The 24,471-nt window shown below is 45.7% G+C and carries 23 protein-coding genes; 11 read left to right on the forward strand and 12 right to left on the reverse strand.

What is annotated here, in order from left to right:
• Positions 1-5: 5 nt before the first annotated feature.
• From ACN0QW_RS16870 to ACN0QW_RS16900, 7 genes are all read right to left on the reverse strand, one after another.
• A complete protein-coding gene (locus ACN0QW_RS16870; RefSeq protein WP_417433060.1) occupies positions 6-905 on the reverse strand; it encodes a heme/hemin ABC transporter substrate-binding protein in 900 nt (299 codons plus the stop codon).
• A gap of 22 nt (positions 906-927) precedes the next feature.
• Positions 928-2,004, reverse strand: a complete 1,077-nt coding sequence (locus ACN0QW_RS16875) for a hemin-degrading factor (protein ID WP_417433062.1) — start codon at positions 2,002-2,004, stop codon at positions 928-930.
• Positions 2,005-2,141: 137 nt separating this feature from the next.
• Positions 2,142-4,196 carry a TonB-dependent hemoglobin/transferrin/lactoferrin family receptor gene (locus ACN0QW_RS16880; protein WP_417433064.1) on the reverse strand — a complete coding sequence of 685 codons (2,055 nt, stop codon included), beginning with the start codon at positions 4,194-4,196 and terminating at the stop codon, positions 2,142-2,144.
• Positions 4,197-4,323: 127 nt separating this feature from the next.
• On the reverse strand, positions 4,324-4,521 hold the full coding sequence (hemP, locus tag ACN0QW_RS16885) for a hemin uptake protein HemP (RefSeq protein WP_417433066.1): 198 nt from the start codon (positions 4,519-4,521) through the stop codon (positions 4,324-4,326).
• Positions 4,522-4,669: 148 nt separating this feature from the next.
• Positions 4,670-6,520: a cobaltochelatase subunit CobT gene (cobT, locus tag ACN0QW_RS16890; protein ID WP_417433068.1), complete on the reverse strand. Its 1,851-nt coding sequence runs from the start codon at positions 6,518-6,520 to the stop codon at positions 4,670-4,672.
• A gap of 33 nt (positions 6,521-6,553) precedes the next feature.
• Positions 6,554-7,549 carry a cobaltochelatase subunit CobS gene (gene cobS / locus ACN0QW_RS16895; RefSeq protein WP_299376987.1) on the reverse strand — a complete coding sequence of 332 codons (996 nt, stop codon included), beginning with the start codon at positions 7,547-7,549 and terminating at the stop codon, positions 6,554-6,556.
• A 49-nt stretch (positions 7,550-7,598) separates the two neighbouring features.
• Positions 7,599-8,192 carry a J domain-containing protein gene (locus ACN0QW_RS16900; protein ID WP_417433070.1) on the reverse strand — a complete coding sequence of 198 codons (594 nt, stop codon included), beginning with the start codon at positions 8,190-8,192 and terminating at the stop codon, positions 7,599-7,601.
• 283 nt (positions 8,193-8,475) lie between these two features.
• Here ACN0QW_RS16900 and ACN0QW_RS16905 point away from each other — a divergent pair, with 283 nt between their 5' ends.
• The gene (locus tag ACN0QW_RS16905) at positions 8,476-8,769 is read left to right on the forward strand and encodes a BolA family protein (protein WP_417433072.1); all 294 of its coding nucleotides are present in this window, start codon (positions 8,476-8,478) and stop codon (positions 8,767-8,769) included.
• Complete coding sequence (locus tag ACN0QW_RS16910; RefSeq protein ID WP_417433074.1) at positions 8,770-9,129, forward strand: ribbon-helix-helix domain-containing protein; 360 nt, start codon at positions 8,770-8,772, stop codon at positions 9,127-9,129.
• 21 nt (positions 9,130-9,150) lie between these two features.
• Here the strand turns inward: ACN0QW_RS16910 and ACN0QW_RS16915 are convergent, their stop codons facing one another.
• The 5 genes from ACN0QW_RS16915 to ACN0QW_RS16935 form a co-directional block, all read right to left on the reverse strand.
• Positions 9,151-9,756 carry a DUF2889 domain-containing protein gene (locus tag ACN0QW_RS16915; RefSeq protein WP_417433076.1) on the reverse strand — a complete coding sequence of 202 codons (606 nt, stop codon included), beginning with the start codon at positions 9,754-9,756 and terminating at the stop codon, positions 9,151-9,153.
• A gap of 28 nt (positions 9,757-9,784) precedes the next feature.
• Positions 9,785-11,065 (reverse strand): HlyC/CorC family transporter, encoded by a 1,281-nt coding sequence (locus ACN0QW_RS16920; protein ID WP_417433078.1) that lies wholly within the window; start codon positions 11,063-11,065, stop codon positions 9,785-9,787.
• Between the two features lie 38 nt (positions 11,066-11,103).
• Positions 11,104-12,237, reverse strand: a complete 1,134-nt coding sequence (aroB, locus tag ACN0QW_RS16925) for a 3-dehydroquinate synthase (protein ID WP_417433080.1) — start codon at positions 12,235-12,237, stop codon at positions 11,104-11,106.
• A gap of 27 nt (positions 12,238-12,264) precedes the next feature.
• Entirely contained in the window at positions 12,265-12,819 is a 555-nt protein-coding gene (locus tag ACN0QW_RS16930; protein ID WP_299380942.1) for a shikimate kinase, read from the reverse strand.
• A gap of 148 nt (positions 12,820-12,967) precedes the next feature.
• On the reverse strand, positions 12,968-14,209 hold the full coding sequence (locus tag ACN0QW_RS16935) for an ROK family transcriptional regulator (RefSeq protein WP_417433082.1): 1,242 nt from the start codon (positions 14,207-14,209) through the stop codon (positions 12,968-12,970).
• A 217-nt stretch (positions 14,210-14,426) separates the two neighbouring features.
• Here ACN0QW_RS16935 and ACN0QW_RS16940 point away from each other — a divergent pair, with 217 nt between their 5' ends.
• The 9 genes from ACN0QW_RS16940 (at position 14,427) to ACN0QW_RS16980 (ending at position 24,342) form a co-directional block, all read left to right on the forward strand.
• On the forward strand, positions 14,427-15,500 hold the full coding sequence (locus tag ACN0QW_RS16940; RefSeq protein WP_417433084.1) for a substrate-binding domain-containing protein: 1,074 nt from the start codon (positions 14,427-14,429) through the stop codon (positions 15,498-15,500).
• Positions 15,501-15,668: 168 nt separating this feature from the next.
• The gene (locus ACN0QW_RS16945) at positions 15,669-16,634 is read left to right on the forward strand and encodes an ABC transporter permease (protein ID WP_417433086.1); all 966 of its coding nucleotides are present in this window, start codon (positions 15,669-15,671) and stop codon (positions 16,632-16,634) included.
• On the forward strand, positions 16,631-17,407 hold the full coding sequence (locus ACN0QW_RS16950) for an ATP-binding cassette domain-containing protein (protein WP_417433088.1): 777 nt from the start codon (positions 16,631-16,633) through the stop codon (positions 17,405-17,407). Before ACN0QW_RS16945 ends, ACN0QW_RS16950 begins: the two co-directional genes overlap by 4 nt.
• A 100-nt stretch (positions 17,408-17,507) precedes the next feature.
• Entirely contained in the window at positions 17,508-19,157 is a 1,650-nt protein-coding gene (locus tag ACN0QW_RS16955; protein ID WP_417433090.1) for a glycoside hydrolase family 3 protein, read from the forward strand.
• Positions 19,158-19,291: 134 nt separating this feature from the next.
• Positions 19,292-20,089, forward strand: coding sequence for an SDR family oxidoreductase (locus ACN0QW_RS16960; RefSeq protein ID WP_417433092.1), 798 nt, complete (start codon positions 19,292-19,294; stop codon positions 20,087-20,089).
• Positions 20,090-20,241: 152 nt separating this feature from the next.
• Positions 20,242-20,382 (forward strand): hypothetical protein, encoded by a 141-nt coding sequence (locus ACN0QW_RS16965; RefSeq protein ID WP_299380935.1) that lies wholly within the window; start codon positions 20,242-20,244, stop codon positions 20,380-20,382.
• Positions 20,363-22,186, forward strand: a complete 1,824-nt coding sequence (locus tag ACN0QW_RS16970; protein ID WP_417433094.1) for a hypothetical protein — start codon at positions 20,363-20,365, stop codon at positions 22,184-22,186. The genes ACN0QW_RS16965 and ACN0QW_RS16970 overlap by 20 nt, the downstream gene beginning before the upstream one ends.
• Positions 22,187-22,203: 17 nt before the next feature.
• A complete protein-coding gene (gene xerD, locus ACN0QW_RS16975; RefSeq protein WP_417433096.1) occupies positions 22,204-23,127 on the forward strand; it encodes a site-specific tyrosine recombinase XerD in 924 nt (307 codons plus the stop codon).
• Between the two features lie 219 nt (positions 23,128-23,346).
• Complete coding sequence (locus ACN0QW_RS16980) at positions 23,347-24,342, forward strand: HpcH/HpaI aldolase/citrate lyase family protein (RefSeq protein ID WP_417433098.1); 996 nt, start codon at positions 23,347-23,349, stop codon at positions 24,340-24,342.
• Positions 24,343-24,471: the final 129 nt, after the last annotated feature.

Genomic DNA, 24,471 nt, shown 5'->3' on the forward strand with positions numbered 1-24,471 from the left:
TCTGTTCAGGGTGTCTGTTGTTTGATTTGAGCGGACAAAGTTTTTACTGCATCTATGGTGCGTGGTCCCAATCCAAAGAGAAGCGTACCATCCAGTGTTACGATGCGGCCCTTTTGTACGGCGGATAGTTTGCCCAAAAGTGGATCTGTGGCTAAGACTTCTATACCACCGCTATTCGCCAAGGATCCTTTCGACATTAAAATATAATCAGGGTTATTCCCGAGAATGTATTCACTGGCCAATGGCTTAAAGCTTTCCAAATCTGAGGCGATATTTTTAGCACCTGAATAGGTAATGATTGCATCAATCGCGGTATTCTTCCCCGCTGTCATAGGGCCGCCATGGCCTGTGTTTAAAAGGAAAAGAACTGTCGGCTTTTCCTTTTTCGTATCAACAGCAGAAAGTTGTTTTTGCAGTTGAGTTGAGATCTGTGAGCTGAGTGTTTTCCCCAACTCTTGGCGATCGGTATGTGCCGCGATCAGTTCAATGCCTGTTACTATTGATGTGGTATCTACAAGTTCTGGTATTTTAACGACTTTGATCCCAGCGGCTTGAATGGTTTCGAGTACATGTGCCGGACCTGATCCCTCTAACGCGAGGATTAAATCAGGCTTCAGGCTTAAGAGGCCTTCGGCTGAAAGTTGCCGTAAATAGCCGACTTTTGGTAATGCCACAGCCGCTGCTGGATATTTGCTGGTGGTATCCGTTGCTGCAACTTTTTCTCCAGCTTCAAGCGCATAGACAATCTCAGTTACAGGTCCGCCCAAGGTGATTATTCGTTGGGCATCAGCATTTGCCTGTTTATTAAGTACAAGGATCAAAGCAAAGGCCAAGCATATGGCGATTGCTTTATAAAGTTTAGGCAAGCAAGTAAGGTTAAAAGACATCGGTGTATCAGAGATCATTTTTTCGACTTTTCTTTGATCATTACTCTGCCGCAGCAGAAACAGTGTCGTGTCGAACCAAACTTTCGAGCATGTTGTGCCAAGCGATGTTTTCCGGTTGTCCCACTTCACGTTCCCCACAAAGCAAAGCAAAGCTTTCTTCTTTGTCGTTGAATACTTCAAGGGTTGTGATGATGCCGTCTTTGGTTGGTTTTCTAACAAGCCAAATTTCTGCAATGTGATCTTGTCTGAGGTGCAGGTTGAATCCTGGATCCAGTACGTTGATCCAAGGGCCCATCTCTTTAACTTTTTCAATGTGCCCAGTGTGGATCTGTATACATCCTTTGTTCCCAACAAAGACCATGATCGAGATGTTATTGGCAACGGACTGATCCAAAACATTTTTGAGAGCCTCAGGCGTTAGCTTTTCGGCGAATTCCTTGCCAATTAACCTAAAGCTTTGATGGCGGTCACAATTGTGCTTTCTCAATAGGCCGTGGAATTGGTGCACATCCTTGAGAGCACCCCATTCGTTTTTCAGGGCTTCAATATCAATCGTGCCGTCGGCAGCCGGAGTATTCGCCGGGTCGTAGTTCTTCAGTCGAAGTATAGATGATTGTTCAGTCGCTTCGTATCGAGAAATAAGTGTTTCATAAGCTGTTTCATCAGAACTTTCGGTCAGGAAAATTTTGTGAATAGCTGTGCCTTCGTGATCAAAGAATTGAAGGCTTTTCCGTCTGCCTTTGTTGTTATCCGTTGTCACGGCAAAGCCGAAGGCCCATTTCGTTAAAAATAATCTAAGATCAATTTCGCGGTTGAGTACAATTCCCATAGGACCTTTGGCACTAATTTTGTCGAAAAGGCCGACTTTTTCATGAACAGCGTGTTCATTCCGAGTGATAATTTTAACATCACCAAGAGAACCAAGCTCTTGTACAAGTTGCCCCCAATCGGCCTCTAGCCGGATGACATTATCACCCACACCCGCCGCCACAACCTCTGCCTCTGTGATATTCATCGCATGGGCGATATCTCGGGCGTAACCTTTAGCTGTGCCAGCGCATAGATCTGCCCAGGCATCTGATGGCGATTTGTATTCAACAGAGAGTGTGTTGTGCATGATAATGCTCCTGATTTTATAACCTTATTTTGACTTAGATCTCGGTGTGCCTAGTAACTTGTATTTTTAGGCACTTTTGCTTTTGTTGTGGTGGATACTGGTGTGAACTTCTCGATCTATTGTGGGGTATTCCATTTCTAGAATTTCAAGCTGGCTGTTACTTTGAAATTACGTCCGGGTTCATCCAGAACAGCCGCACCGCGTCTGTAATTTTTATCGAGAATATTATCGATACCCGCATTGATTTTCAGGCCAGGGACGTAATCATCAGCGTCCCAAGAGGTGAAGACATCAAATGTTGCATAGCCGTCAATTGCATCGCTGTCGTCTGGGACGCGATTTTGTTCCCTGACCGCAAGGGCGCGACCGCCAAGATCAAGATTGATGCTTTGAAAGTGATATCCCAGCATTAGGGCTGCTTTATCACCTCCAATACCTGATAATGCTTCAGAGGTGTCGGTGTTTTTGCCGCGAATTCTTGAGCCGCTTAAAGAGCCATATACGGTTGGTGTGTCGTAATGGATTTCGGCTTCAAAACCTTGAATACGTGCTTTTGTGACATTGCTGCTGGTCGTTGTTCCGCCGGGTACATCGACATCTAGTTCAATAAAATCATCGACGTTATTTCTAAAGTAAGAAACTTTGGCACGAAGAGAATCATCTTTCCTAAAAAGACCATCTTGTTTGATGTTTGTCCCAATCTCCCATGTTTTGGCTGTTTCTGGTTTCAGGTTAGGATTTGCCACAAAAAAGTTGTTTGGAGTAGGTCCTCCTCCCGGGAAATGAAGACCGGATGCGTATGTCTCGCCGAGTGTGGGAGCTCTAAAAGCTTCAGCGTAACTTACATAAGGTTGTAAGAAGGGGAGAACTTTGTAGCTGATGGCAAAACGAGGAGATGTTGCTGTCTCTTCTGAATTTTCTTGTCCATCTGCTTCGAGAGAATAAGAATCATATCGAAGTCCCGCGGTGAGTTCCAGATTTTCAAATAGCGTTAAGGTGTTGTCTAGATACACACCATAGATATTACGTTCGGCATCAGGATAACCACCAATCGGCGCACCATTGCTCTCGCCCTCTTGGGTGTCCTGAAAAATTTCCCCGCCGACTGTCACAGCAAGTTCAGCATTTTCATGAAGGTTAAGATAGGATGTGTTGAAGCCTTCTAATCCTATAGTTTCCAAGTTTCGTTCTTCATGGCGTCCGTCAGATATTCTGACCTCGTCTATGTCCGTTGTGTCATAGTAAGCCTTGATAGATGTGTCGAACCATTGGTTGTCAGGGTTGTCATAATTGTAATCGAAAACAAAACTGTCTTCTTTACTTTCGCGTTCAACAATAGACGACGTGCTTAATCCGTCAGGTGTGGCTGGGAGGTTATGATCATCACGATAAAGCCTGTATGAAAGGCCTATACGGTGGAAATCAGCGATATCAATGCCGCCTTTGATTAGGCCCGAGGCTAGGTCATCATCGGTGTACGCCCTTTTTTTACCGTCCCCTGCATCATAATCATCCGTTTTACGGCGGGTAACGCTTGCCATAAGGTCAATGTTATCTAATGGGCGTGCATAGCCCGTGATATTACCATGTACCCCGTTATCAACAGAGCTAAAGCCAGTAGAAATCTGAGCACCGTATTTCTCGCCGACTTCTAGGAAGTCATCAGCACTTTTTGTTTCAAAAGCAACGACCCCCCCTAAGGCGCCTGTGCCATGAATTGTTGATGCGGGGCCACGAAGAACTTCGACCTGTTTCAATAGGGTAGGATCAACAAATAATCCTCCCTTGTGTCCTGCATTGAAGTTCTGGCGTGCACCATCAATTCTGGTTACTACGCGTTGTCCCCCCAAACCGCGTATGGAAGGTTTCATAACAGTATTACGTGTACCACCTTCTAACTCGACGCTCGGTAAATCCTTTAATAGGTCATGAACTGTTTCGGCTTGTCGGCGTTCAATCTCTTCTTCGGTTACAATAGAAATCGAAGCTGGGCTATCGATCGCCAATTTTTCTGTTCGTGATGCGGTGACAGAAATCGCGTCCAGAGTTTGTACTTTGTGCTCACTCGTTGAGGACGGTGTTTCAGCCTCCTTGTTGTTTTCTGCTGTATTATCTTCGGCCTTAAGGGGCGTGGAGAGTAAAGTCAGGGCAACACTTGCAAGCAAAAGCCCTTTGTAAGATTTATATTGCACAGGTCAGACACCTTATCGAAAAGCAAACCAATTAATGTTGTTTATGAACATTGCTGGCTGGCTGGCTGATATGTCTTTTAGACAAGGTGGCGAGCTGGCTGGCGTTCTCTACTGCACCGGAGAGACGTTATTTTGTAAGTATCAGTTTATTATTAGACGTAATACGAAGGCGGTAATCACTACCTTGGTATTCAATGACTATTTCCCGGGTGTTTTGCATCAGCGCTTCAGCAGAAACTCGATGCATTTTGCGAGAAGAATTACCCTGATCATTCACGGGATCGTCTATGGAGACTCGTATATTTGTGGAGTTATCAGGTGTCATTCATTTTTAACCGATACTGAAAATCATTCGCAACTATTAGTTCTGCTCTTGATAAGTGTCAAGTTTATTTGCGAATAATTCTTAAAAAGAAACCCCGCAAGTTGGATAAAATCTGCGAGGTTTCGAAATAAAATCAGTTTATGAAGCGTTATCGCTTGAAATTTTCTAGTGAATTGTCACCACCACGTGGCGTTTCGGCAAAAAGTTCAGCCAATTTTTCCATCATAATGCCGCCTAGTTGCTCTGCATCGCTGATGGTGACGGCGCGTTTGTAGTAGCGGGTAACATCATGCCCAATCCCGATGGCCAGAAGCTCAACAGGAGAACGTTTTTCGATGAGCTCAATGGCTTCACGTAAATGGTCTTCCAGATAGCTGCCGCTATTGACGGAAAGGGTGGAATCATCAACAGGGGCACCGTCAGAGATAACCATCAGAATTCGTCTGTGCTCTGTTCTGGCGAGTAAGCGATTATGTGCCCATAACAGTGCCTCACCATCTATATTTTCTTTTAGGATACCTTCGCGCAACATCAAGCCGAGATTTTTCCTGGACCTGCGCATTGGGGCATCAGCTTTTTTATAGATGATGTGCCGAAGGTCGTTTAATCGTCCTGGATTTCCGGGTTTTCCTTGTTCAATCCAGCGCTCTCGAGATTGTCCACCTTTCCACATCTTTGTGGTAAATCCGAGAATTTCAACTTTGACACCGCACCTTTCCAAGGTTCTGGCAAGTATATCGGCGCTCATTGCTGCGATAGTGATTGGGCGCCCACGCATAGAGCCGGAATTGTCTATCAAGAGAGTTACAACCGTGTCTTTGAACTCGGTATCACTTTCCTGCTTGAAGCTAAGAGAATGCATGGGGTTGGTCACAACACGGGTTAAACGAGCTGTATCAAGCAAACCTTCTTCCAGATTGAATTCCCAGTTCCGGGTTTGTTGAGCCATCAGACGTCGTTGCAAGCGGTTTGCCAATTTGGATATTACGCCTTGAAGGTGGGAAAGCTGTTTATCCAATAATTCTCTCAGGCGTGAGAGTTCTTCATCTTCGCAAAGGTCCTGCGCTTCGATAATCTCATCAAACTGAGAGGTAAAAGACTTATACCCGTGGATAGCAGAATAGTTGTGGTTTTGATCAAAATCGGGTTGTTGATCGGGAGAGCCAGCAGAATCCTGGCCTTGCCCGTCCATTTGTTCCCCGTCACTTTCGCCGCCATCATCCGGAGCACCTTCGGCGTCACCCTGGTCACTGCTTTCGGCTTCCATCGGGGCGGATTGTTCCGACGTTTGCTGTTGGTCCTGATCCTCTGACGTATCGTCTAGCTGATCTTGATCATCCTGTTCTTCGGTTTCTGATTCTTCGCTGTCTTCGACATCAAAATCTAGCTGTCCAAGAAGATCCTGCAAGGCGCGGGCAAACTGTGCTTGATCTGTAACATGTTCCCCAAGACTATCCAGTGTCTCGAAAATTTCCTGGCTTAGGTTCGGACGCCAGATTTCAGCAATTTTAGCGGATGTTTTTTCTAACCGTCGCCCTGTCAGAGCTTCGCGGGCCAGGACAGCCATGGCTTCGTTCAGCGGCACATCATCCGATGTAACGGCGTTGCCATACCCCATTTGATCAAGAGTGTCTTCGTGAAGAGCTTCGAGATTTTGGGCAACGCCTTCCATCCGTGACATACCCAGTGCTTCGCACCGGGCCTGTTCAACAGAATCAAAGATAGCGGCAGCCTTACTATCTGAGGGTTTTAATTTTTGATGTGTTTTTGTGTCATGGTAACGCAGACGCAACGACGAGGAATCTGCACGTCCCCGAATGCGCTGGACATCATCTGCGGGTAAATCCTTTACAGGTATGGGCAGCCGAAGTTCATCCCCATTCAAACCACGACCATTTGCAGAGAAAATGACACTTAGTTCGCTTTTCTTCGCCATCGCTTTTACAGTGGATGAAGTCGCGCGTTTAAACTGTTCTAAAGGCGTTTCAGCTTTACTCATACCTGTTACTTACCGTCTTGGTCTTCTGTCGATTTAAGACGAAGATTTTTCACTGCCATCTACTAATTCACGCCCAAAGCATCTTTGGAAGTACTCAGCCACGAGGGGACGTTCCATTTCATCGCACTTGTTCAAAAAGGTAAGGCGGAACGCAAAATCAATGTTATCAAAGATTTTGGCATTTTCAGCCCACGATAGAACAGTACGAGGACTCATAAGAGTAGATATATCACCGTTGATGAAGCCGCTACGGGTGAGATCAGCCAAGGACACCATGTTCGCAATAAGATCGCGATCTTCTTCCGTGTCGTATTCCGGATGTTTGGCCAGAACGATGCGCATTTCATCTTTGTGCGGAAGATAGTTCAATGTGGAGACGATATTCCATCTGTCCATTTGGCCTTGGTTCAACTGTTGTGTCCCGTGGTAAAGGCCTGTGGTATCGCCGAGGCCAACTGTATTCGCAGTTGAAAACAGTCGGAATGATGAATGTGGAGTGATGACACGGTTCTGATCAAGCAGCGTTAGACGTCCTTCGACTTCAAGAATACGCTGAATAACAAACATAACATCAGGACGCCCTGCGTCATATTCATCAAAAACCAAAGCGACAGGGCGTTGTAGCGCCCAAGGCATTAAGCCTTCGCGGAATTCAGTAACCTGCTTGCCTTCTTTCAGGACGATGGCGTCTTTACCTACGAGATCAATACGGCTGATGTGACTATCCAGATTGACACGAATACAAGGCCAGTTCAGGCGGGATGCGACTTGTTCAATGTGGGTTGATTTACCTGTACCGTGATAACCTTGAATCATCACACGACGATTAAAAGCAAAACCTGCAAGCAGTGCGAGGGTTGTATCATGATCAAACTGATAGGTAGGATCTTCTTCAGGAACGTATTCGTTACGTGTACTGAATGCAGGTACCTGCATATCACTGTCTATGCCAAAAGCTTCGCGTGCTGAAACTGTTGTATCTGGGCCGCCCATGATCATTTCGCCATGGCCAATTACTTTAGAGGACATCGTTGCATCCATACTTCTGTTAGGGTGTTATCATTTCTCGGACGTTACACTAGGACGTCAGGTCGGTTTCTTGAAGTGTTTCTTTTATAAAAATGCTATTTTTTAAAAGGCTATAGGCTTGATTGACCTTTTTGAGCCTGTCTTCTGCTCCTTTTGCGCCACCATTGGTGTCTGGATGTAGCTCTTTTGCCAGGGCCAGATAGCGTTTTTTGATCTGTTTCAAGGATTCTATTGTTTCGAGTCCCAATACTCGAAGAGCTTTTCTTTCTTCTTCGGGCATGAACTTTTGTGTCTGGTCTGGTTGTTTGTTGTCGTACCCGGCAAATGATCGCCAGGCTTTACCGAGGTCATCCAATTTTTTTGCGTAATTTTCTTTGCCCGCGCCATTCAATGGCCAGCTTGGTTTGCCCCAGACGGCATCCTGCCGACGCAATCGATCTACGTCGGCGACATCCATATCTTTGCAATAATTCCAGGCAGTGTTGTATTCGCGCACGTGATCAAGACAGAACCAATAGTAGCTGTTTAATTTTACTCTGGATTTTGGCGCTCGATACGTACCTTCATTTGTGCAGCCTTCGGCCTCGCAGCAGTTTTTGATTTCAGCCGGGTCCCAAGGTGTTTGCAATGAAGCATCGTGCATTGATCTTTTCATACCCGAATTATGGTGTTTATTACTTATGGATACAAGTCCCAGCCTAGGAGAATCGCTTCTTGTAAGGGCTTTGTATGCTTACATTTTATTTCTAAATCAGGACATATAGATGAACGTGTTTGATTGATTAGGTTGTCAGTCGTTGCGTGAATTTAATGTGAATTAACGTCATTTTAATGGAAATTTTTTAAATTACATTGAAAACGGGGCATATTGGTCGGTACTATGCTGCCTTTAAAGCGAATATCTATGGATTGTAGGGTGTAGTGCCATGGGGATGACAGAAACAATAGACGCGCGCTTGCGCGAAGGATTATCGCCTTCTCATTTGGCGGTAACAGATGATTCTCATCATCATGTCGGTCACGCTGGGTATCGCGAAGGTGGCGAGAGCCATTTTTCTGTTGAGATCGTTTCTGAAAAATTTATTGGTGTTAATCGGGTTAACAGGCAGCGAATGATTCATGACTTGTTAAAAGCTGAACTCGTTTCCACAATTCATGCTTTGCAAATCAAGGCTAATACTCCTGACGAAATCAAAGCTCTGGGCACAGGTGGTTTCTGAATGGCGAAAGAAGATGATAACGTTTCATTTCTTTCGCAAAGTCGACGGGATCTCCAAAAAGAGATGAAGCGACTTGCGGGAGAAAACGGACTAGTTCTGAAAAACGTTACTGTTCGCGGGCATCGCACGTCACTGCGTCTAGAGCCAATGATGTGGCGCGGTTTGACTGAGATTTGTGAGCGTGAAGGTCTGGCATTGAATGAGGTATGCAATCTTGTTGAAGGCAGACGGGTTCAATCAAGCCTGACGGCTGCAATTAGAGTTTTTACTCTTTCTTATTTCCGTACAGCAGCACAGGAAAAAAGAGGCTGGAAGCCAATCCCTGCATCGCAGTATCCTACCATGCCAAAGAATAAGTAACTGATTTATTAAAGAAATCTGTTACGATCTGCCCGTGTAAAAATCGGGCCATTCCTGTTTGACGATCTCTCCATCAGAACTATAAGCGTGGCAAGTATCGATGATACCTGGGCGTTTCCTAGGTTCGCCTTCGCTCTCTTGGCCTTTGTTCTTCGGGGGTGCGCTCTCTTGGTTTTCTTTGAGTTTCTCTTGATGTTTTATCATTGCGGGATAAAGGGTTTGAAATGTAACAGTGGCCATTGCGCCCAGCATTTCAACGAGATGAGTGCAGCCTTCGGTGCCGCCAACTGCCCGACGAATAGCAGCCCGCCATCCCGGACCAACTTTCAGGCCGATGATCTTTTGAAAGTTCGGTGTGATTGAAGGGCAAACTGAATAGGGACTATCATCAATACATGCCTCTATGTCTTGAACAACGAAGTTTATATCAACGGTCAGGCGTATCCACATATCATGCAGAGCTTCACCTGCTTCAATCGTTCCTCTGAACTGATTGTCAAACGGATATGATTTGACGTCTGTAATGCGACCTTCAATATCCCACTGTCCATCTTCGCGTTCGTACCCTTGAAAGTCGTAACGTCGTTGATGAAGGTTTTTTCGACGGGTTGCCGGGGATAGGGGCATATCTAATCCTTAGCGTATTTCTGTTGGATCATGCAGTGATCTGTTCCGCAAGGGGGGACACACGTATAGATGTGATCTGGTGACGCTTTCTCTCCAAAATTTCGAAACGCATGTCATGAAAGACAAAGGCCTGCCCGACTTTTGGAATCTGCCGTGCCTCGTGTAAAATAAGACCCGCGATCGTTGAGGCTTCGTCATCCGGAAGCCGCCATTCAAATTGGCGGTTCAAATCCCGGATGGTTACCGTGCCGTTGATGATAAATTCATTTTCGGTAACGGTTTGAACGCCTTCGATATCAATGTCGTGTTCATCAGTGATGTCACCAACAATTTCTTCCAGAATATCTTCAAGGGTAACAATTCCCTGCATTTCACCATACTCATCGACAACGATAGCAAAGTGCGCGTGGCGATCACGGAAAGCGTGAAGTTGGGCCAAGAGGCTTGTTGATTCTGGAATAAACCAAGGCGTGCTGGCGATAGAAATCAAGGTTTCCCGATCAAGCTCGCCATCATGTGTACGAATTGCCCGTAAAAGTGCTTTCGCATGTAAAACGCCGACGATGTTGTCGGGCTTGTCCTGCCATAACGGAATTCTGGTGTAAGAGCTGGACAGGACGTCTTCGATGACCTGGGCGGGTGATTGATCAATATCACTGGAATTCACATCCTGCCGATGGGTCATGATTTCATCAACTTCGACATCGTCCAAATCCAAAATCGATTTGAGCATCTCGCGTTCATGACGGACCTCTTCGCCTTCACCTTCGTGGAGATCAATCGCACCCCGCAATTCTTCTTCGGCGAATTCGTTCATTTCGTCTGCGGTGTCAGAGCGTGTAAAAATGGCCAAGATAATTTTGACAATGCTCTCAACGGTGAGGGCAATTGGACCAAATATGAAGACGATTGGACGTAACACAGGCGCTGATGCCAGCGCAGCTTTGTCAGAGTGTCTCAGGGCGTAGGTTTTGGGTAGAACCTCGGCAAAGACAAGGACAAGTGCGGTCATCGTCAGAGTCGCATAGATAACCCCAGTCTCCCCAAATATCTTGAGGAATACTGACGTCGCCAATGCGGAAGCCAAGATGTTGACGAGGTTGTTACCCAGAAGAATAGAGCCAATCAGATGTTCTTTTGCTGACCAAAGCTTGTTTACGATCTGTGCTTTTTTGTCTCCACTTTGCTCAAGCGTATGCATGCGTGGCTTTGAAGACGCCGTCATTGATGTCTCTGCGCCAGAAAAGAAGGCGGAGATTGCGAGTAGTACCACAATGGCACTAATAGCGAGAATTAACTCTGTTTCCATGGCCCTTTCAGGGGTTGTGAATAAGGCGGTACGATCATCTAAGCAATAAAGCGTTTCATAAAGTCAGAAACGACAGCCATATCTACCGCGTTATCCAGATAAGCCTGACCAATACCTTTTGTCATTACAAAGGTCAGGCGTCCGTTACTTACTTTTTTATCTCTGCTCATGTGATCCATCAACCGGGAAACTTCAAGCTTTTTCCCACCTAGTGCGTTAGAGGATACATAATCTGTTGAGACAGGGAGACCAATTTTTTCAAAGTGATCGCGAACTGTTTGTGCGTCCATTTCAGAGCACAAGCCGAGCTCAGCAGATAAATCATGCGCCATCACCATGCCGATAGAGATGGCCTCTCCGTGAAGTAAAGATCCATTGTATCCGGCTTCAGCTTCTAAAGCATGCCCAAAGGTGTGTCCTAAATTTAGAAGGCCGCGTGCCCCAGATTCTTTTTCGTCCTGCGCTACAATTTTTGCCTTAGCCGCACAGGAAATCAACACAGCGTGTGTTCGCGCTGAAATATCTCCTGTAATGACTTTGTGAGCTTTGTCTTCTAACCAGTTAAAGAAATCTGGATCATTGATCAGGCCGTATTTGACAACCTCTGCATAGCCAGCAAGAAGCTCTCTGTTGGGGAGGGTTTCTAGCAAACCTGTATCAGCAAGGACCAGCTTGGGCTGGTGAAAACTACCAACAAGGTTTTTCCCGCGGGCAGTGTTGATCCCCGTTTTGCCGCCGACAGAACTATCAACCTGTGACAACAAGGTTGTTGGGATCTGTATAAAATCTATCCCGCGCATTACGACGGCCGCGGCAAATCCAGCTAAATCCCCTATAACGCCCCCACCAAAAGCAATAAGCGTTGATTTCCTATCAACGTTATGTTCCAGAAGAAAATCAATAACCCTATCTAGCTGTGCAAAACTTTTTGTCTGCTCACCAAAGGGTAAAACTAAGGCATTGCTTTCAATCCCTTCTGATTTAAGGGCTGTTTCCAGTTTTGTAAGGTGGTGTTGGGCCACGTTTTCATCTGTAATGATGAAAGTACGATCTTGTTTGATAAATGGACGAACAAGCGGGCCAGCATTTACTACTAGGTTTTCACCAACCAGTATATCGTAACTACGTTCCCCTAAGTCGAGTGTGAGGCGCTCATACGTTTCTTTATTCATCTACATTTATCTTTATAACGGATGTTTTCACGAGGTTTGTGACCTGCCGCAAAATTCCTCAAGACCTTTGAGGGCATTGCGGGTTGTCAGATCAGCAGAACCTTCTTCTGATTGAGTTGTGATATCTGCTTGTTCATAGACAGGATAACGTGCTTCGATCAGTCCAGACAAAATTTCACGGTGGTTACCGTTCCGCAAAAGAGGGCGATGATTCCGGCGCGATGTTCGTTCGACGAGAATATCCAAGTCTGCTTTTAGCCAGAGGGAAATACCTTTTTCTGTGATGGTGCTTCTGGTTCGTTCGTCCATAAAGGCACCACCCCCCGTGGATAAAATCTGAACAGGTCCCTCCAATAGGCGCTGGATGACCATTCGCTCTCTGTCACGGAAATAGCTTTCTCCATGCTCTTCGAATATTTCAGAAATTGTGCAACCAGCAGCTTTTTCTATTTCGACGTCAGCATCTACGAAAGGTAGCTGTAGGGTGTGTGCCAGCTTCTTTCCTATACATGTTTTTCCTGCGCCCATTAAGCCAACGAGAACAACAGTTTTTGGGGGAGTAAAGTTCCCGTTTGATGACATCGTACCTTTTACCGATTCATATTAATCACTTAACCCTAGCCTATAGAAAGGATTTCCCTGAAACAAAAGGAAAAGAACGCTCTAGGGAAAAGATTTCAGGGCGAAATTGAATCTTTGTGACGTTCGGCGGTGTTTTGGGTAGGGAAGATTATTTTTCGTTTATGTAATGCCCTAGCAATTCGGAAAGTCGATTAAAGGACGCGCCGAACTGTGCTTGTGATTTGTAAGCTGCATTTTCCTCGCCAAGCGCGGCGTGAATAGGCAGGGTTGCAGCCCCCTTTTGAACCATCTGGTCAGCGTGCGGTGATTTGATGACACGGGGAAGGTCCCGGTCGCCTTTTTCACTGATAGAGCGCATAAAGGGTCTAGATACGCGAATAACAGTTTCGAGGAACCAATCCGGGCAGTCTCCTCCGAGGATGATGGTTTCGGGATCGTACAGGTTTTCCAGAGAGTTTATGCCTATTCTGAAATATTCCGCCTGTTGTTCCAGCCAGGATACAACCTTCTGGTCGTTTGGCTGTATGTCCGTAAAAACATCATAGGGATTTCTGGATTTTTTATCTAGCTTTTGCAGGTGGGAAGCCATTGATTCCAATGATATATACCCGTTTAAACATCCAGGATTTCCACAGGCACAGATCGGGCCATTTATATTTACAACAAGGTGACCGATTGATCCTGCACGGGCTGATCTACCGCCATAGATTTTGCCGTCAACCATAAGACCTGCTGATAAATCAGGTCCGATAAAGAGATAGATAAAATTTCTGAAGTTCCGGGCGCTTCCCTGAAGGAACTCGGCCAAAGCTGCCGCTGCTGCGGCGGTTTCAAGAAACGTTGGTATGTCCAGTTCTTTATAGAGAAGTTCCGCAATGTTTTTAGGATCAGCAGTAACATCACTGATCGCGTGGCGATGATTACGATCATCTTTTTCAGCCATAATGATCCCAATACCAAGCACGCGTCTTATATCTGTGTTTGTTTCTCTGAGGACATCAAGGCAAAGAGGCTCAATTAAGCGGATAACGTCTTCATCTGTGGTGTAAGTAGCACTGATTTGCGTTGAATGGATCAAGTTCCCTGACAAATCAATAAGACTGAGTGCAATTTTGTTTAACTCAATTCGAATGCCGACGCTAAAGGCTGCTGCAGAGGATATCTGGAGTATGCGTGACGGTTTCCCTGCGCCGCCCTTTTTATATTTTCCCTCGACTAACATGCTGGCATCAAGAAGCTTTTCGACCAGATTAGAAATTGTCTGGCGGGTCAGGCCTGTGCGCTTGGCAATATCTGCGCGTGAAATTTCATCGTTAGAAAGTATCTCACTTAGAACCAGACGCAGATTGTGGGCTTTTGTTTGTTCTAGGTTGGTCCCTTTGGGGGGCATGGAGCTAAAGGCCTTGTTTGTAAAACAGTTGGATTAATCTACTCGGATAAAGATGAAATGCAAAATTTAATAATTAACATAATGAAATAAATGGTAAAAATTAGATATGTCAAAATAATTGACAAATAAATATTTTTACTTACGATTAAACAAACAAAATAAAAAAACAAATGGGAGTCTTAACGTGCTTGGTGTCAATAAATTTAAGAAATTAACAATGACAACTGCGATTGCTGCTGGATTTGCAATGGCTGCTTCTGCAGTTCAAGCGGGCCCGCTTGAAACGATTGATTTAAATAAATCACCCGAAGGGCCGAATGGAAATGCAGCTCAATCAGTGGATGAGATTTCGATTAGTTCAAGTGAAGCCGCAGCGGTTAAAGGAAAAAAATATAAAGCAGCTCTTGTTTGGCATGCTTCTGGTGATTGGGTGAATGCGGTAACAAAAGGTGCTAAGACAAAGTTTGAAGAGCTGGGCATTGAAGTTGTTGCAACAACAGATGCGCAATTTGATTCCGCTAGGCAAGCAAGCGATGTTGAGAATGTAATGGCTTTGAACCCTGATATCATTCTGACACTGGTTGTCGACCCGGTGAGTGGTGGGGCCGCCTTCAAACCCGCTGTTGATAAAGGGACAGAGCTTGTTTTGCTTTCAAACCCTATAGCAGGTTACAAACCAAATAGTGAGTATACAGGTATTGTAACAGATGACATGTACGGTATGGGTGTTGCCGCAGCTGAAATGATGAGCGATGGGATAGGCGGTGAAGGAAATATTGGTTTTATTTATCATGATGCTAGCTACTTTATAACGAATAATCGTGATAATGCCTTTCGAACAGCTATTCAGGAAAAGCACAACGACATAAAAATTGTCTCTGAAAAGGGATTTACTGAAGAAGGACAGACCTTTGAGCTGGCTTCAGCGATGATTCTTCAGAACCCGGACCTGAAGGGGATTTATGTTGCTTGGGATGTCGCTGCCGAGGGCGTTATTGAAGCTTTGCGCGCACAAGGTCGTCGTGACGTAAAAGTAATTACACACGATCTGGGGCAAAATAATGCGCTAGATATGATAAAGAAGGGGAATATGTATGGCACGGTTGCTGACAGACCCTTTGAGATTGGTCAAGCCATGGCAATGCTTGGTGTTTATGGGCTTTTAGATAAAGAATCACCTGCCTTTTCTGTCGTTGGGTATGATAAGGTGACGAAAGAAAACCTGGCGATTACGTGGGAAAAATCTTTACGTCGGCCTATCCCGGAAAAACTGAGTGAAGCTCTTAAGTAGTAAGGTCGTTATACTCCTGCTTTACGATCATTTATTCTGACTTATCCTCTGGGGAATGGGGGATGGAAACATTGCCCATTCCTCTCTTTTTTGTTTTCGATTTGCTAAGCTTTTGCTTTTTTTTCGGTGAGCACAAAGAGAACTTACGGAATTGACCAAGGTGCTGACATGACTTTACTGTCTGAAACCCGATCTACGGTGTTTCATAGAATCCTTAATCGCGAATATTTTGTTTATTACGCACTGATACTTGTGATTGTTTTTTTTGCTGTCGTTCTTGCTGACACAGCCTTTTTATCCACACCAAATTTTATGAACATCATACGGCAGACGACACCCATTACTGTTATGGCTGTGGGGATGACATTCGCGCTGGCCGTTGGGCATATTGATCTTTCGGTCGGGTCGGTTGTCGCTCTCTCAGCCCTTGTCTGTAGTTTGTTGGTTGATGTGGTGCCATGGCCATTTGCTGTTTTTGCAGGCTTGTGTGCCGGAATGCTGGTGGGCTTGATTAACGGCGTTCTAACGGAATGGCTTAAAGTTTCGTCCTTATTAATCACGCTTGGTTCAATGGGGGTAATTTCGGGTGTTGCTCGTGTGATTACCAATCTGGAATCAATCCCGGTTACCAATGATACCTTCACATTTGTTTTTGGCTCGGGAAGTTTGGGGCCGATATCTGTCATGTTCATTTGGACACTATTGGCGCTTGTGCTGGGATGGGTTTTTCTGTCGAAAACTAGGTTTGGCAGCCATCTGTTGGCAGTCGGCGGAAATCCAACGGCATCACGTGCTTTGGGCATTAATGTTGTTAAGGTGAAAATTACAGCAATGGTCATTGCAGGTGGAGCGGCGGCAATGGCGGGAATGCTTTATGCCGGGCGATTGCATGGGGCTAGGTATAGCCTTGGAGAAGCCGATCTCCTTACTGTTATTGCGGCGGTAGCAATTGGCGGTACAAGTCTTTTTGGCGGGCGTGCATCTGTCGCAGGTGCTGTGGTTGGTTCTTGGCTCATGGGCGTAATTAATAACGGTCTTATTTTGTGGGGCTTCTCTACAAACGAACAGATTATTGCCAGAGGGCTTATTCTGATCGTTGCCGTTGCTATTGGTGTGAAGGAGGACAGAAAATGACTGCTGAATATCATGTGCCGGATATTGCGCTGGAAGTTAGAGAAATTCATAAATCCTTTGGCGGTGTGCAAGCCTTGAAAGGGGTGAGCTTTTCGATCTTGAAAGGTGAAGTAGTTGGTCTTTTGGGGGATAACGGCGCAGGTAAATCGACATTGGTTCGCTGCATATCCGGGGTGCACCCCCAAGATAGCGGAGAGATTATTATAAACGGTCAAGAAGTTGATATAAAATCCCCACAAGATGCTAGAGATCAAGGGATTGAGACCGTATTTCAGGACTTGGCTGTTATTCCAAATTTTGATGTTTCAAAGAATTTGTTTTTAAACCGTGAAATTCTTTCATCCAATCCTGTTCTGAAGTTTTTTGGATGGTTGGATCATAAGGAAATGAACAGGCAAAGTGAAATTGCCCTGAAGCGTCTTAATTCTCGTATTCCGTCTTTCAGTGAAGAAATCAAAAACCTATCTGGTGGACAGCGACAGGCTGTGTCCATTGCCCGAGCCGTGAATTGGGGGGCCGATATTGTTATTATGGATGAACCCACCGCTGCACTGGGGGTCGAGCAGGCGGCGCAGGTGAATAATCTGATTAAGCTGATTAGTTCTCAGGGAATTGCTGTGTTGTTGATTAGTCATAACATTCAGCATGTCATGGAAGTTTGCCACCGTGCGGTTGTTTTGCGTCATGGTCGTGCCGCTGCAAATGTTAGGATCGACGATATAACGCCAGATGATCTCGTCGGGCTTATCACCGGGGCTAAGCGTGCGGCTTAATCCAGTTTTGGTCAAAGCTGTGTGGTGAATGAACCTTTAAAGCAAAATCACGCAAGGTAATTGGCGTCGTCTAATTACCAAAATAGAAGGTAAAAGAACAATGGGTGTACTGGAAAATGCACGTGCGGAAGCGCGTGGGTTAATAGCGAAGCTTACGTTGGAACAAAAGGTCGGTCAGCTTTTTATGTTGGCTTTCGGTGGCAAAGATTTGTCCTATGCAAAAGAGCTTATTCAGCAACGTTTTGTATCCGGGTTCTATATTTCTCAAGATAATGCCGAGACTATATTAGAAGCAAAAAATCTGACGAAAACCCTTCAAGAAGCTGTATGTTCTACAGAACTTGATTTACCCCTGATTCTTGGAGTGGACCAAGAGGGAGCATGGGGTGTTGCTGTTTCAGAGACCACAACAGGGCCGGGAAATCTTGCTTTGGGATCTGCGGATGATACGTCCTTAACACACGATATGTACGGCATATACGCACAAGAAATGATGGCGTGTGGTTATAACGTTATTTTGTCCCCTTGTTCTGATATCAATAGTAATCCTGATAACCCGATTATTGGAACCCGTTCGTTCGGGGAGGATAGAGATAAGGTTTCCCGACATGTGAAAGCCGCTGTTGAAGGGGCTTTGAGCAACCATATTGTTTGTTGTGGGAAACATTTCCCTGGCCATGGGGATACGGGCGAAGACAGTCATCGTTTGTTACCAACGGTCGATAGAAGTATGGCATATTTGTTAGATCAAGACCTTGTTCCTTTCCAGGTTGGTATTGATGCCGGGTTGCCTATGATCATGACGTCCCACATTAATTTTCCGCAGATTGATCCTGATTATCCTGCAACCCTTTCCCGAAAAATTATGCACGATTTGTTGCGGGAAAGAATGGGGTTTGAGGGCGTGATTGTAACCGACAGTATGAATATGTGGGGGATGCGGAAAAATTATGACCCGGCTGAATCCGCAATTCTGGCCCTGAAAGCGGGGTGCGATATTGTCATGCTGTCTGAAGAGCACTACGAGCACGATGCATCTAACTATGTTGCCAAACAAATGGCGACCATTGATGGCGTGATACAGGCTGTTAACAAAGGGGATTTGGCTCTTGATGTCGTTGAAAATGCTCTGGAAAGAATATTTAACTTGAGGCTTCAACTCGCTAGGAATGAAAATCTTCGCAACAAGGATTCTGATGATGTCTTAACAGAGCGTCATCAAGACGTAGCGGACCGTGCGGCAGATAAAGCCATTCGCGTTGTGCGTGATCGGGACGATTTACTGCCGCTTAAGGGGAAGGTGAAGCTGATTGGCCTTAGTGGAGCCGAGGCCCATCAAATGGTCATTAACACACGGGGTATTGGGCCGAATGACCCTCAGGCGGCTTTTGATGTCCTTTGCGAAGAACTCAAAGACTCTTCTGCCGATATTGAGTTTTTATCAGAACCGGACCTTCAGGATTATCTTACTGGTAAAGAACACTTTGATGAGGGGGATATTATCCTTGCTGTAAGCGAGGATTACCCTCTTCCCGGTATGGATTACGATGTTGATTTTCAAAAAGAACGTTTGAACCAGCTGATCCATATAACTAAGGGAAAGATGGTGGTTTGTGCACTCAGAAGCGATTACGAGCTAAGATCTCATCCCGATCTAAGTACTTATGTGGCTGCGTATTCAAGCCGTGCTTGTTCGGCGCGGGCAATGGCTCAGTTTGTGGTTGAATCAATGGGGGAGGGCGGGGGCTAAACTCTCACATCAAATTGAAAGTCATGTGTCTTATTCTGACGCATTTGGTATTTAAATTCAGCCAATATGTATGGTGATTTCTTTCTGGGCCTCTAGGATTATCTATTAAAATAGAGTGTAGAGGGACTTGAGAGATGGACCTGAATCTTCATGGGTATCGTGTGTTGATTACTGCTGGGGGTGCTGGACTTGGCCGAGCTATGGCAGAAGCTTTCTTGTGTGAAGGGGCTGATGTTCATATCTGTGATATTGATCAAGGGGCCTTAGATAGCTTTTGTTTTGAGGGACGTTCCGAGAAAATAGGAACGTTAACAAAAAGCCTTCTTGATGTTACGGATGAGCAAGGCGTTAAAAGTTTGTTTGATGATCTAAAGGTTAATTTCAATGGCTTGGATGTGTTGGTGAATAATGCTGGCACAGCCGGCCAAACAGGCCAACTTGAAAATCTGGATTATGGTGCGTGGCAAAAATGTATTTCTGTGAATATTGATTCGCAATTTCTCTTTTCCCGAGAGGCCATCCCTGTGATGAAAAAGCAAAAAAGTGGGGCAATATTTAATTTATCTTCTACGGGAGGATTATTTGGTTTTCCTTATCGGGCACCTTATGCAGCTGCGAAGTGGGCTGTAGTTGGGATTACCAAAACGATGGCGATGGAACTTGGGCCCTTTGGTATACGGGTTAATGCCGTAGCACCTGGTTCTGTATCCGGGCTACGAATGGATCGGGTGATTGAAGCGTCTGAACAAACCCAAGATGTTTCTGCGGATGTTGTCCGCGAACAGTTCGAAAAACAGACGTCGATGAGAACTTTTGTATCCCCCGAAGATATCGCAAATATGATACTCTTTGCATCTTCAACAAAGGGGAACAAAATATCCGGGCAGATTTTGACAGTAGATGGGCATACAGAGGGTCTGTCTGTTAGCTAAGGTCCAAATAAAAGGCCCTCGTATCTCAACAGGTTGTTTACAGAAGCAAAACCGGGTTTTAGACTGTCCCAATCTCGCCATACTCTGCTGATAGATATATGGTGGTATGAATAATTTATTGACGCAAACAGATAGAGTGAAGCTTACGCTCCATGAAGAAATTCGGCCTTTTTGTCTTTGTTATCCTGATCGGTGCTTTACTCGCAGGAGGAGTTTTCCTTTTGACGTGGGATATTCCCGCGCCTTCTGCAAACGTGGAAAAGGTCATTCCAAATGATCGCCTCACAAACTAAAATGCCATTTAAGTTGTCTAAATCGGCCCTTGCGGGAACGGCGTTGAGGCTTTCCGTCGCGGCACTGTCTATCGGGGTAGGGGCATCAGCGTATGCCCAGACGCAATTAATTCCGCAGCAACCGACACCCAACCCATCGGTAACGGGAGAACCTTTGATCAAGGCTCCTGTTTCGCCTGTTGTAGAGAGCACACCGATTAGTTCTGGTGGAATACAGGTTAATAGCCTTGGTGGTCTGGATTTAGATAGCATCGGAACTCTTAGTCCAGAGCAAGGCGGTCTTGGCTATGATATGTGGCGACAAAGCTCCTTACAGGATGTTTTTTCCCTGATTAAGCAAATGCCTGTCAGCTACAGTTCTGCTGTTGGAAACGATCTTGCTAAGCGGCTTTTACTATCAAGTGCCGGACGGCCATTGGATGATAAGCCCTTGCAGAGTGAACAAAGCCTTTTGTCTCTCCGTTTGGAAAAGCTCGCAGAACTGGGTGCCTATATTGACCTTGATAATCTGTTCCAGCGAATCCCAACACGTTCCGATAACGAGCAACAGGCCCGGTATAGAAGCGATAGCTTGTTGATGACGGGGAAAAACGGAGATGCTTGTCAGGTGATTCAGGGCATGTCCGCGACTGGTAAGGACAGTTACTGGATACGTGGCATGGTTTATTGCCACTTCCTGCAAAAACAAGTTGATCAGGCTCTATTGAGTCTGGACCTTCTAAGAGAGACGGGCGAGGAATCGGATCCTCTTTTTGAAGAACTTGCCCTTGCTGCATCTGGTGCAAATATCAAGTTTTCCGGGAAAAGTGCTGGACGAGTTGAGCCTATTCACTGGGCGTTGGCGACACTTTCAGGCTCACAACTTTCTGAGGAATTGGACAATTTTCTCAACCCAGGTGTCCGGAACGCTTTGATCCATGACGAAGGCTATCCGCTGGAACGACGGGTTTATGCTGCGGAAGCTGCTGTGACTAGTGGTGTTTTGTCATCTGATGAACTTGTTAATCTGTATAGTGGCTATGCCTTTGAACCAGAAGAAATTGATGCTGTTGTCGGTGGTCAAATAAATCGCGAAGGGCCAGCTTTGCGCGCCTTGTTCTTACAAGCTTCCCAGCTACAGGCCGTTCCTGCGGCAAGAGCCGAGATTGTCAAAGCAGCACTGGATCAGGCCGGCAAAGATGGAACCAGTTTCCTGATGTCACGAGTCATCGCAGACCTCGTCTCTGAAATTCCGCATTCTTCTGATTTGACCTGGTTTGCTTTGCCAGCCGGACGAACACTCTATCTGGCGGGACAGCGTGAACGGGCTGATGCTTGGTTGCTTTTGGCGCGTCAATATATGTTGAGCGAAGAGACCGCAGCTGCAAATCTGACGGCCCTTTGGCCCTATGCACGTCTTTCCGGTATGGAAGGCGGCGAAAGATACGGTACTCTAAAGGGATGGGCTTCTGCACAGAGTGGCATTGGCCCCGAAGTTCTGAACCAACAATTGGTGATGTTACGTTCATGTATGCAGGCACTGGGTGAAAACACGCGCCTGAGTTGGGGCGAGCTTGCTTCGTTAGAAATTGCGTCACCTGGTTTGGCTCCATCAGCAGCCCTGCTTTATGCTCTGAAAGACGCACAAAACGGTGGACGTTTGGCCGAGGTTGTTTTGCTTAGCCTTATCATTTTGGGCGAAGAAGGACCAGGTGATACACATAGTCTTGCCCTTGGTGGTGTTGTGGAAGCGCTGTATTCCGTTGGTTTACAAGACGAAGCCCGTTCGTTGGCAATTGAAGCAACTGTTCTTAGTGGTATTTAATTGATGGCTGGTGCCTGATGTCCGCTGCATCCAGAATCTCTATCTTTTTAGAGATGATGTCTGCTGAACGCGGCGCCAGTCAAAATACCTTAGAAGCATACGAGCGAGATCTGGAACGGTTTGACGATTTTTTGTCGAGCACTCGTAAAGATCTTGTCGACGTTGAGGCATCGGATATTCGTACCTATTTGGCTGATTTAACTGCAGAGGGCCTCAGCGCACGAACGCAAGCGCGGCATCTGTCTTCTTTGAAGCAGTTTTATCTGTTTCTTATGGAAGAAGATATAAGGCAAGACAATCCGGTTGCAGAAATTGGTACGCCGCGTATGGCACAGTCTTTACCAAAGTTTCTTTCTGTTGATGATACTGGCGCTCTTCTAAAAGCTGCGCAGGAAAACCGAACAGATGAAGGCTTACGTCTTTGTGCGTTAATTGAATTGTTATATGCAACTGGGATGCGGGTTAGTGAACTCGTATCTTTGAAGGTATCCCAAACACAGCGTGACCCGCGTATTCTGACCGTGATGGGTAAAGGAAATAAAGAGCGGCTTGTACCTCTTAGTCCCCAAGCTCGTGAAGCGCTGGATCGTTACCTTCTTGTGCGTGATAACTTTCTACCCAATCTGGAACGGGATAAGGCCAAAGATACAGGATGGGTTTTTCCTTCCCGAGGGAAAAGTGGCTATTTGACCCGCCATCGTGTCGGGCAGCTCTTAAAAGAGCTAGCCATAAAGAGTGGGATTATGCCGTCGAAGGTTTCTCCTCATGTTTTGCGGCATGCTTTTGCGACCCATTTGTTGGAAAACGGCGCTGATTTGAGATCTGTTCAGAAAATGCTGGGACATTCTGATATTTCGACAACACAGATCTATACGCATGTTTTACAAGAGCGTTTGCAGAAGCTTGTGTTTGAAAAGCACCCCCTGTCCTCAAAAACTTGATCTCTTTTGTTAAATGAAATTATCATAGTTTCAGGAATATCTTCCGACCCTGATGGGCCGCATGGTTCTTGCGCTTACTTGGTCAGGCGCACAAATTCTTTTCCCTCAAATTTTTCCTCAAGGTTGACAGAATTAATTTGTCAGGTCACAGTTTATGTTGCGGTGCACAATAAGAGTTAGCTATTTTCAAAAAGCTGACCGAAACCCAGGGAGTAAAACATGAGCTTTACAATTCCAGAAGAAACCACTTCACGTTTAAATCGTAGCGAACTCGCGGTGCCGGGAAGCAATCCTGTACTGTTTGAAAAAGCGGCAGCATCCAAGGCGGATGTCATTTTCTTGGACTTGGAAGATGCGGTGGCCCCAGATGATAAGGAACTGGCGCGTAAGAATGTTATTGAAGCCATAAATGATATCGACTGGGGAAGTAAAACGTTGTCAGTCCGTGTTAATGGCTTGGATACACCTTATATGTATCGGGATGTCATTGATGTGCTGGAGCAAGCAGGAGACAGGCTGGATCTGTTCATGATTCCCAAGGTGGGAACCGCGTCTGATATTTATGCACTTGATATGTTGTGTACTCAGGTTGAGACAGCAAAACGTCGTAAAAAAACTGTTGGCTTTGAAATGATTATCGAAACGGCTTTGGGTATGCAGAATATCCACGAAATAGCGGCTGCTTCGAAGCGAAATGAGAGCTTGCACTTTGGTGTCGCGGACTATGCAGCATCAACGAAAGCCAGAACCACTGGTATCGGTGGTCCGAACCCAATGTATGGTGTTTTAACAGATGTTGATGGTGATACACCAAGAGATTTCCATTGGGGAGATATGTGGCATTATGCTCTTGCGCGCATGGTTGTTGCTGCACGTGCGAACGGTCTTCGCGCCATTGATGGTCCTTTTGGGGATTTTTCAGATCCAGAAGGGTATCGCGCCCAGGCTAACAGAGCGACAATTTTGGGCTGTGAAGGGAAATGGGCGATCCATCCCAATCAAATTGGTATCGCGAACGAAGTTAACAGCCCATCGGAAGCCGAAGTGAACAAAGCCAATCGTATTCTCGAAGCAATGGATCAGGCGCAACGCGAAGGTAAAGGCGCCGTTTCTCTGGATGGGCGGCTCATAGACATCGCCTCTATTCGTCAGGCCAGTGTGATGGTTGAAAAAGCAGAAGAAATTGCTCTAGCAGACGCTAATTCTGCAAGTTAGTACTCATAACAAAATTTGACTTTGGACAAAGGTCGACTTTTAAAGGGGGCGGCCTTTATTTTTCCGGGTAGTAAGATTTTGTACTAATTGGATTAGGGGCAATAAAGCTAGAACTTGAAATTGTGCGCT

The sequence above is a fragment of the Kiloniella sp. genome (assembly GCF_048259265.1).
Lineage (GTDB): Bacteria > Pseudomonadota > Alphaproteobacteria > Kiloniellales > Kiloniellaceae > Kiloniella.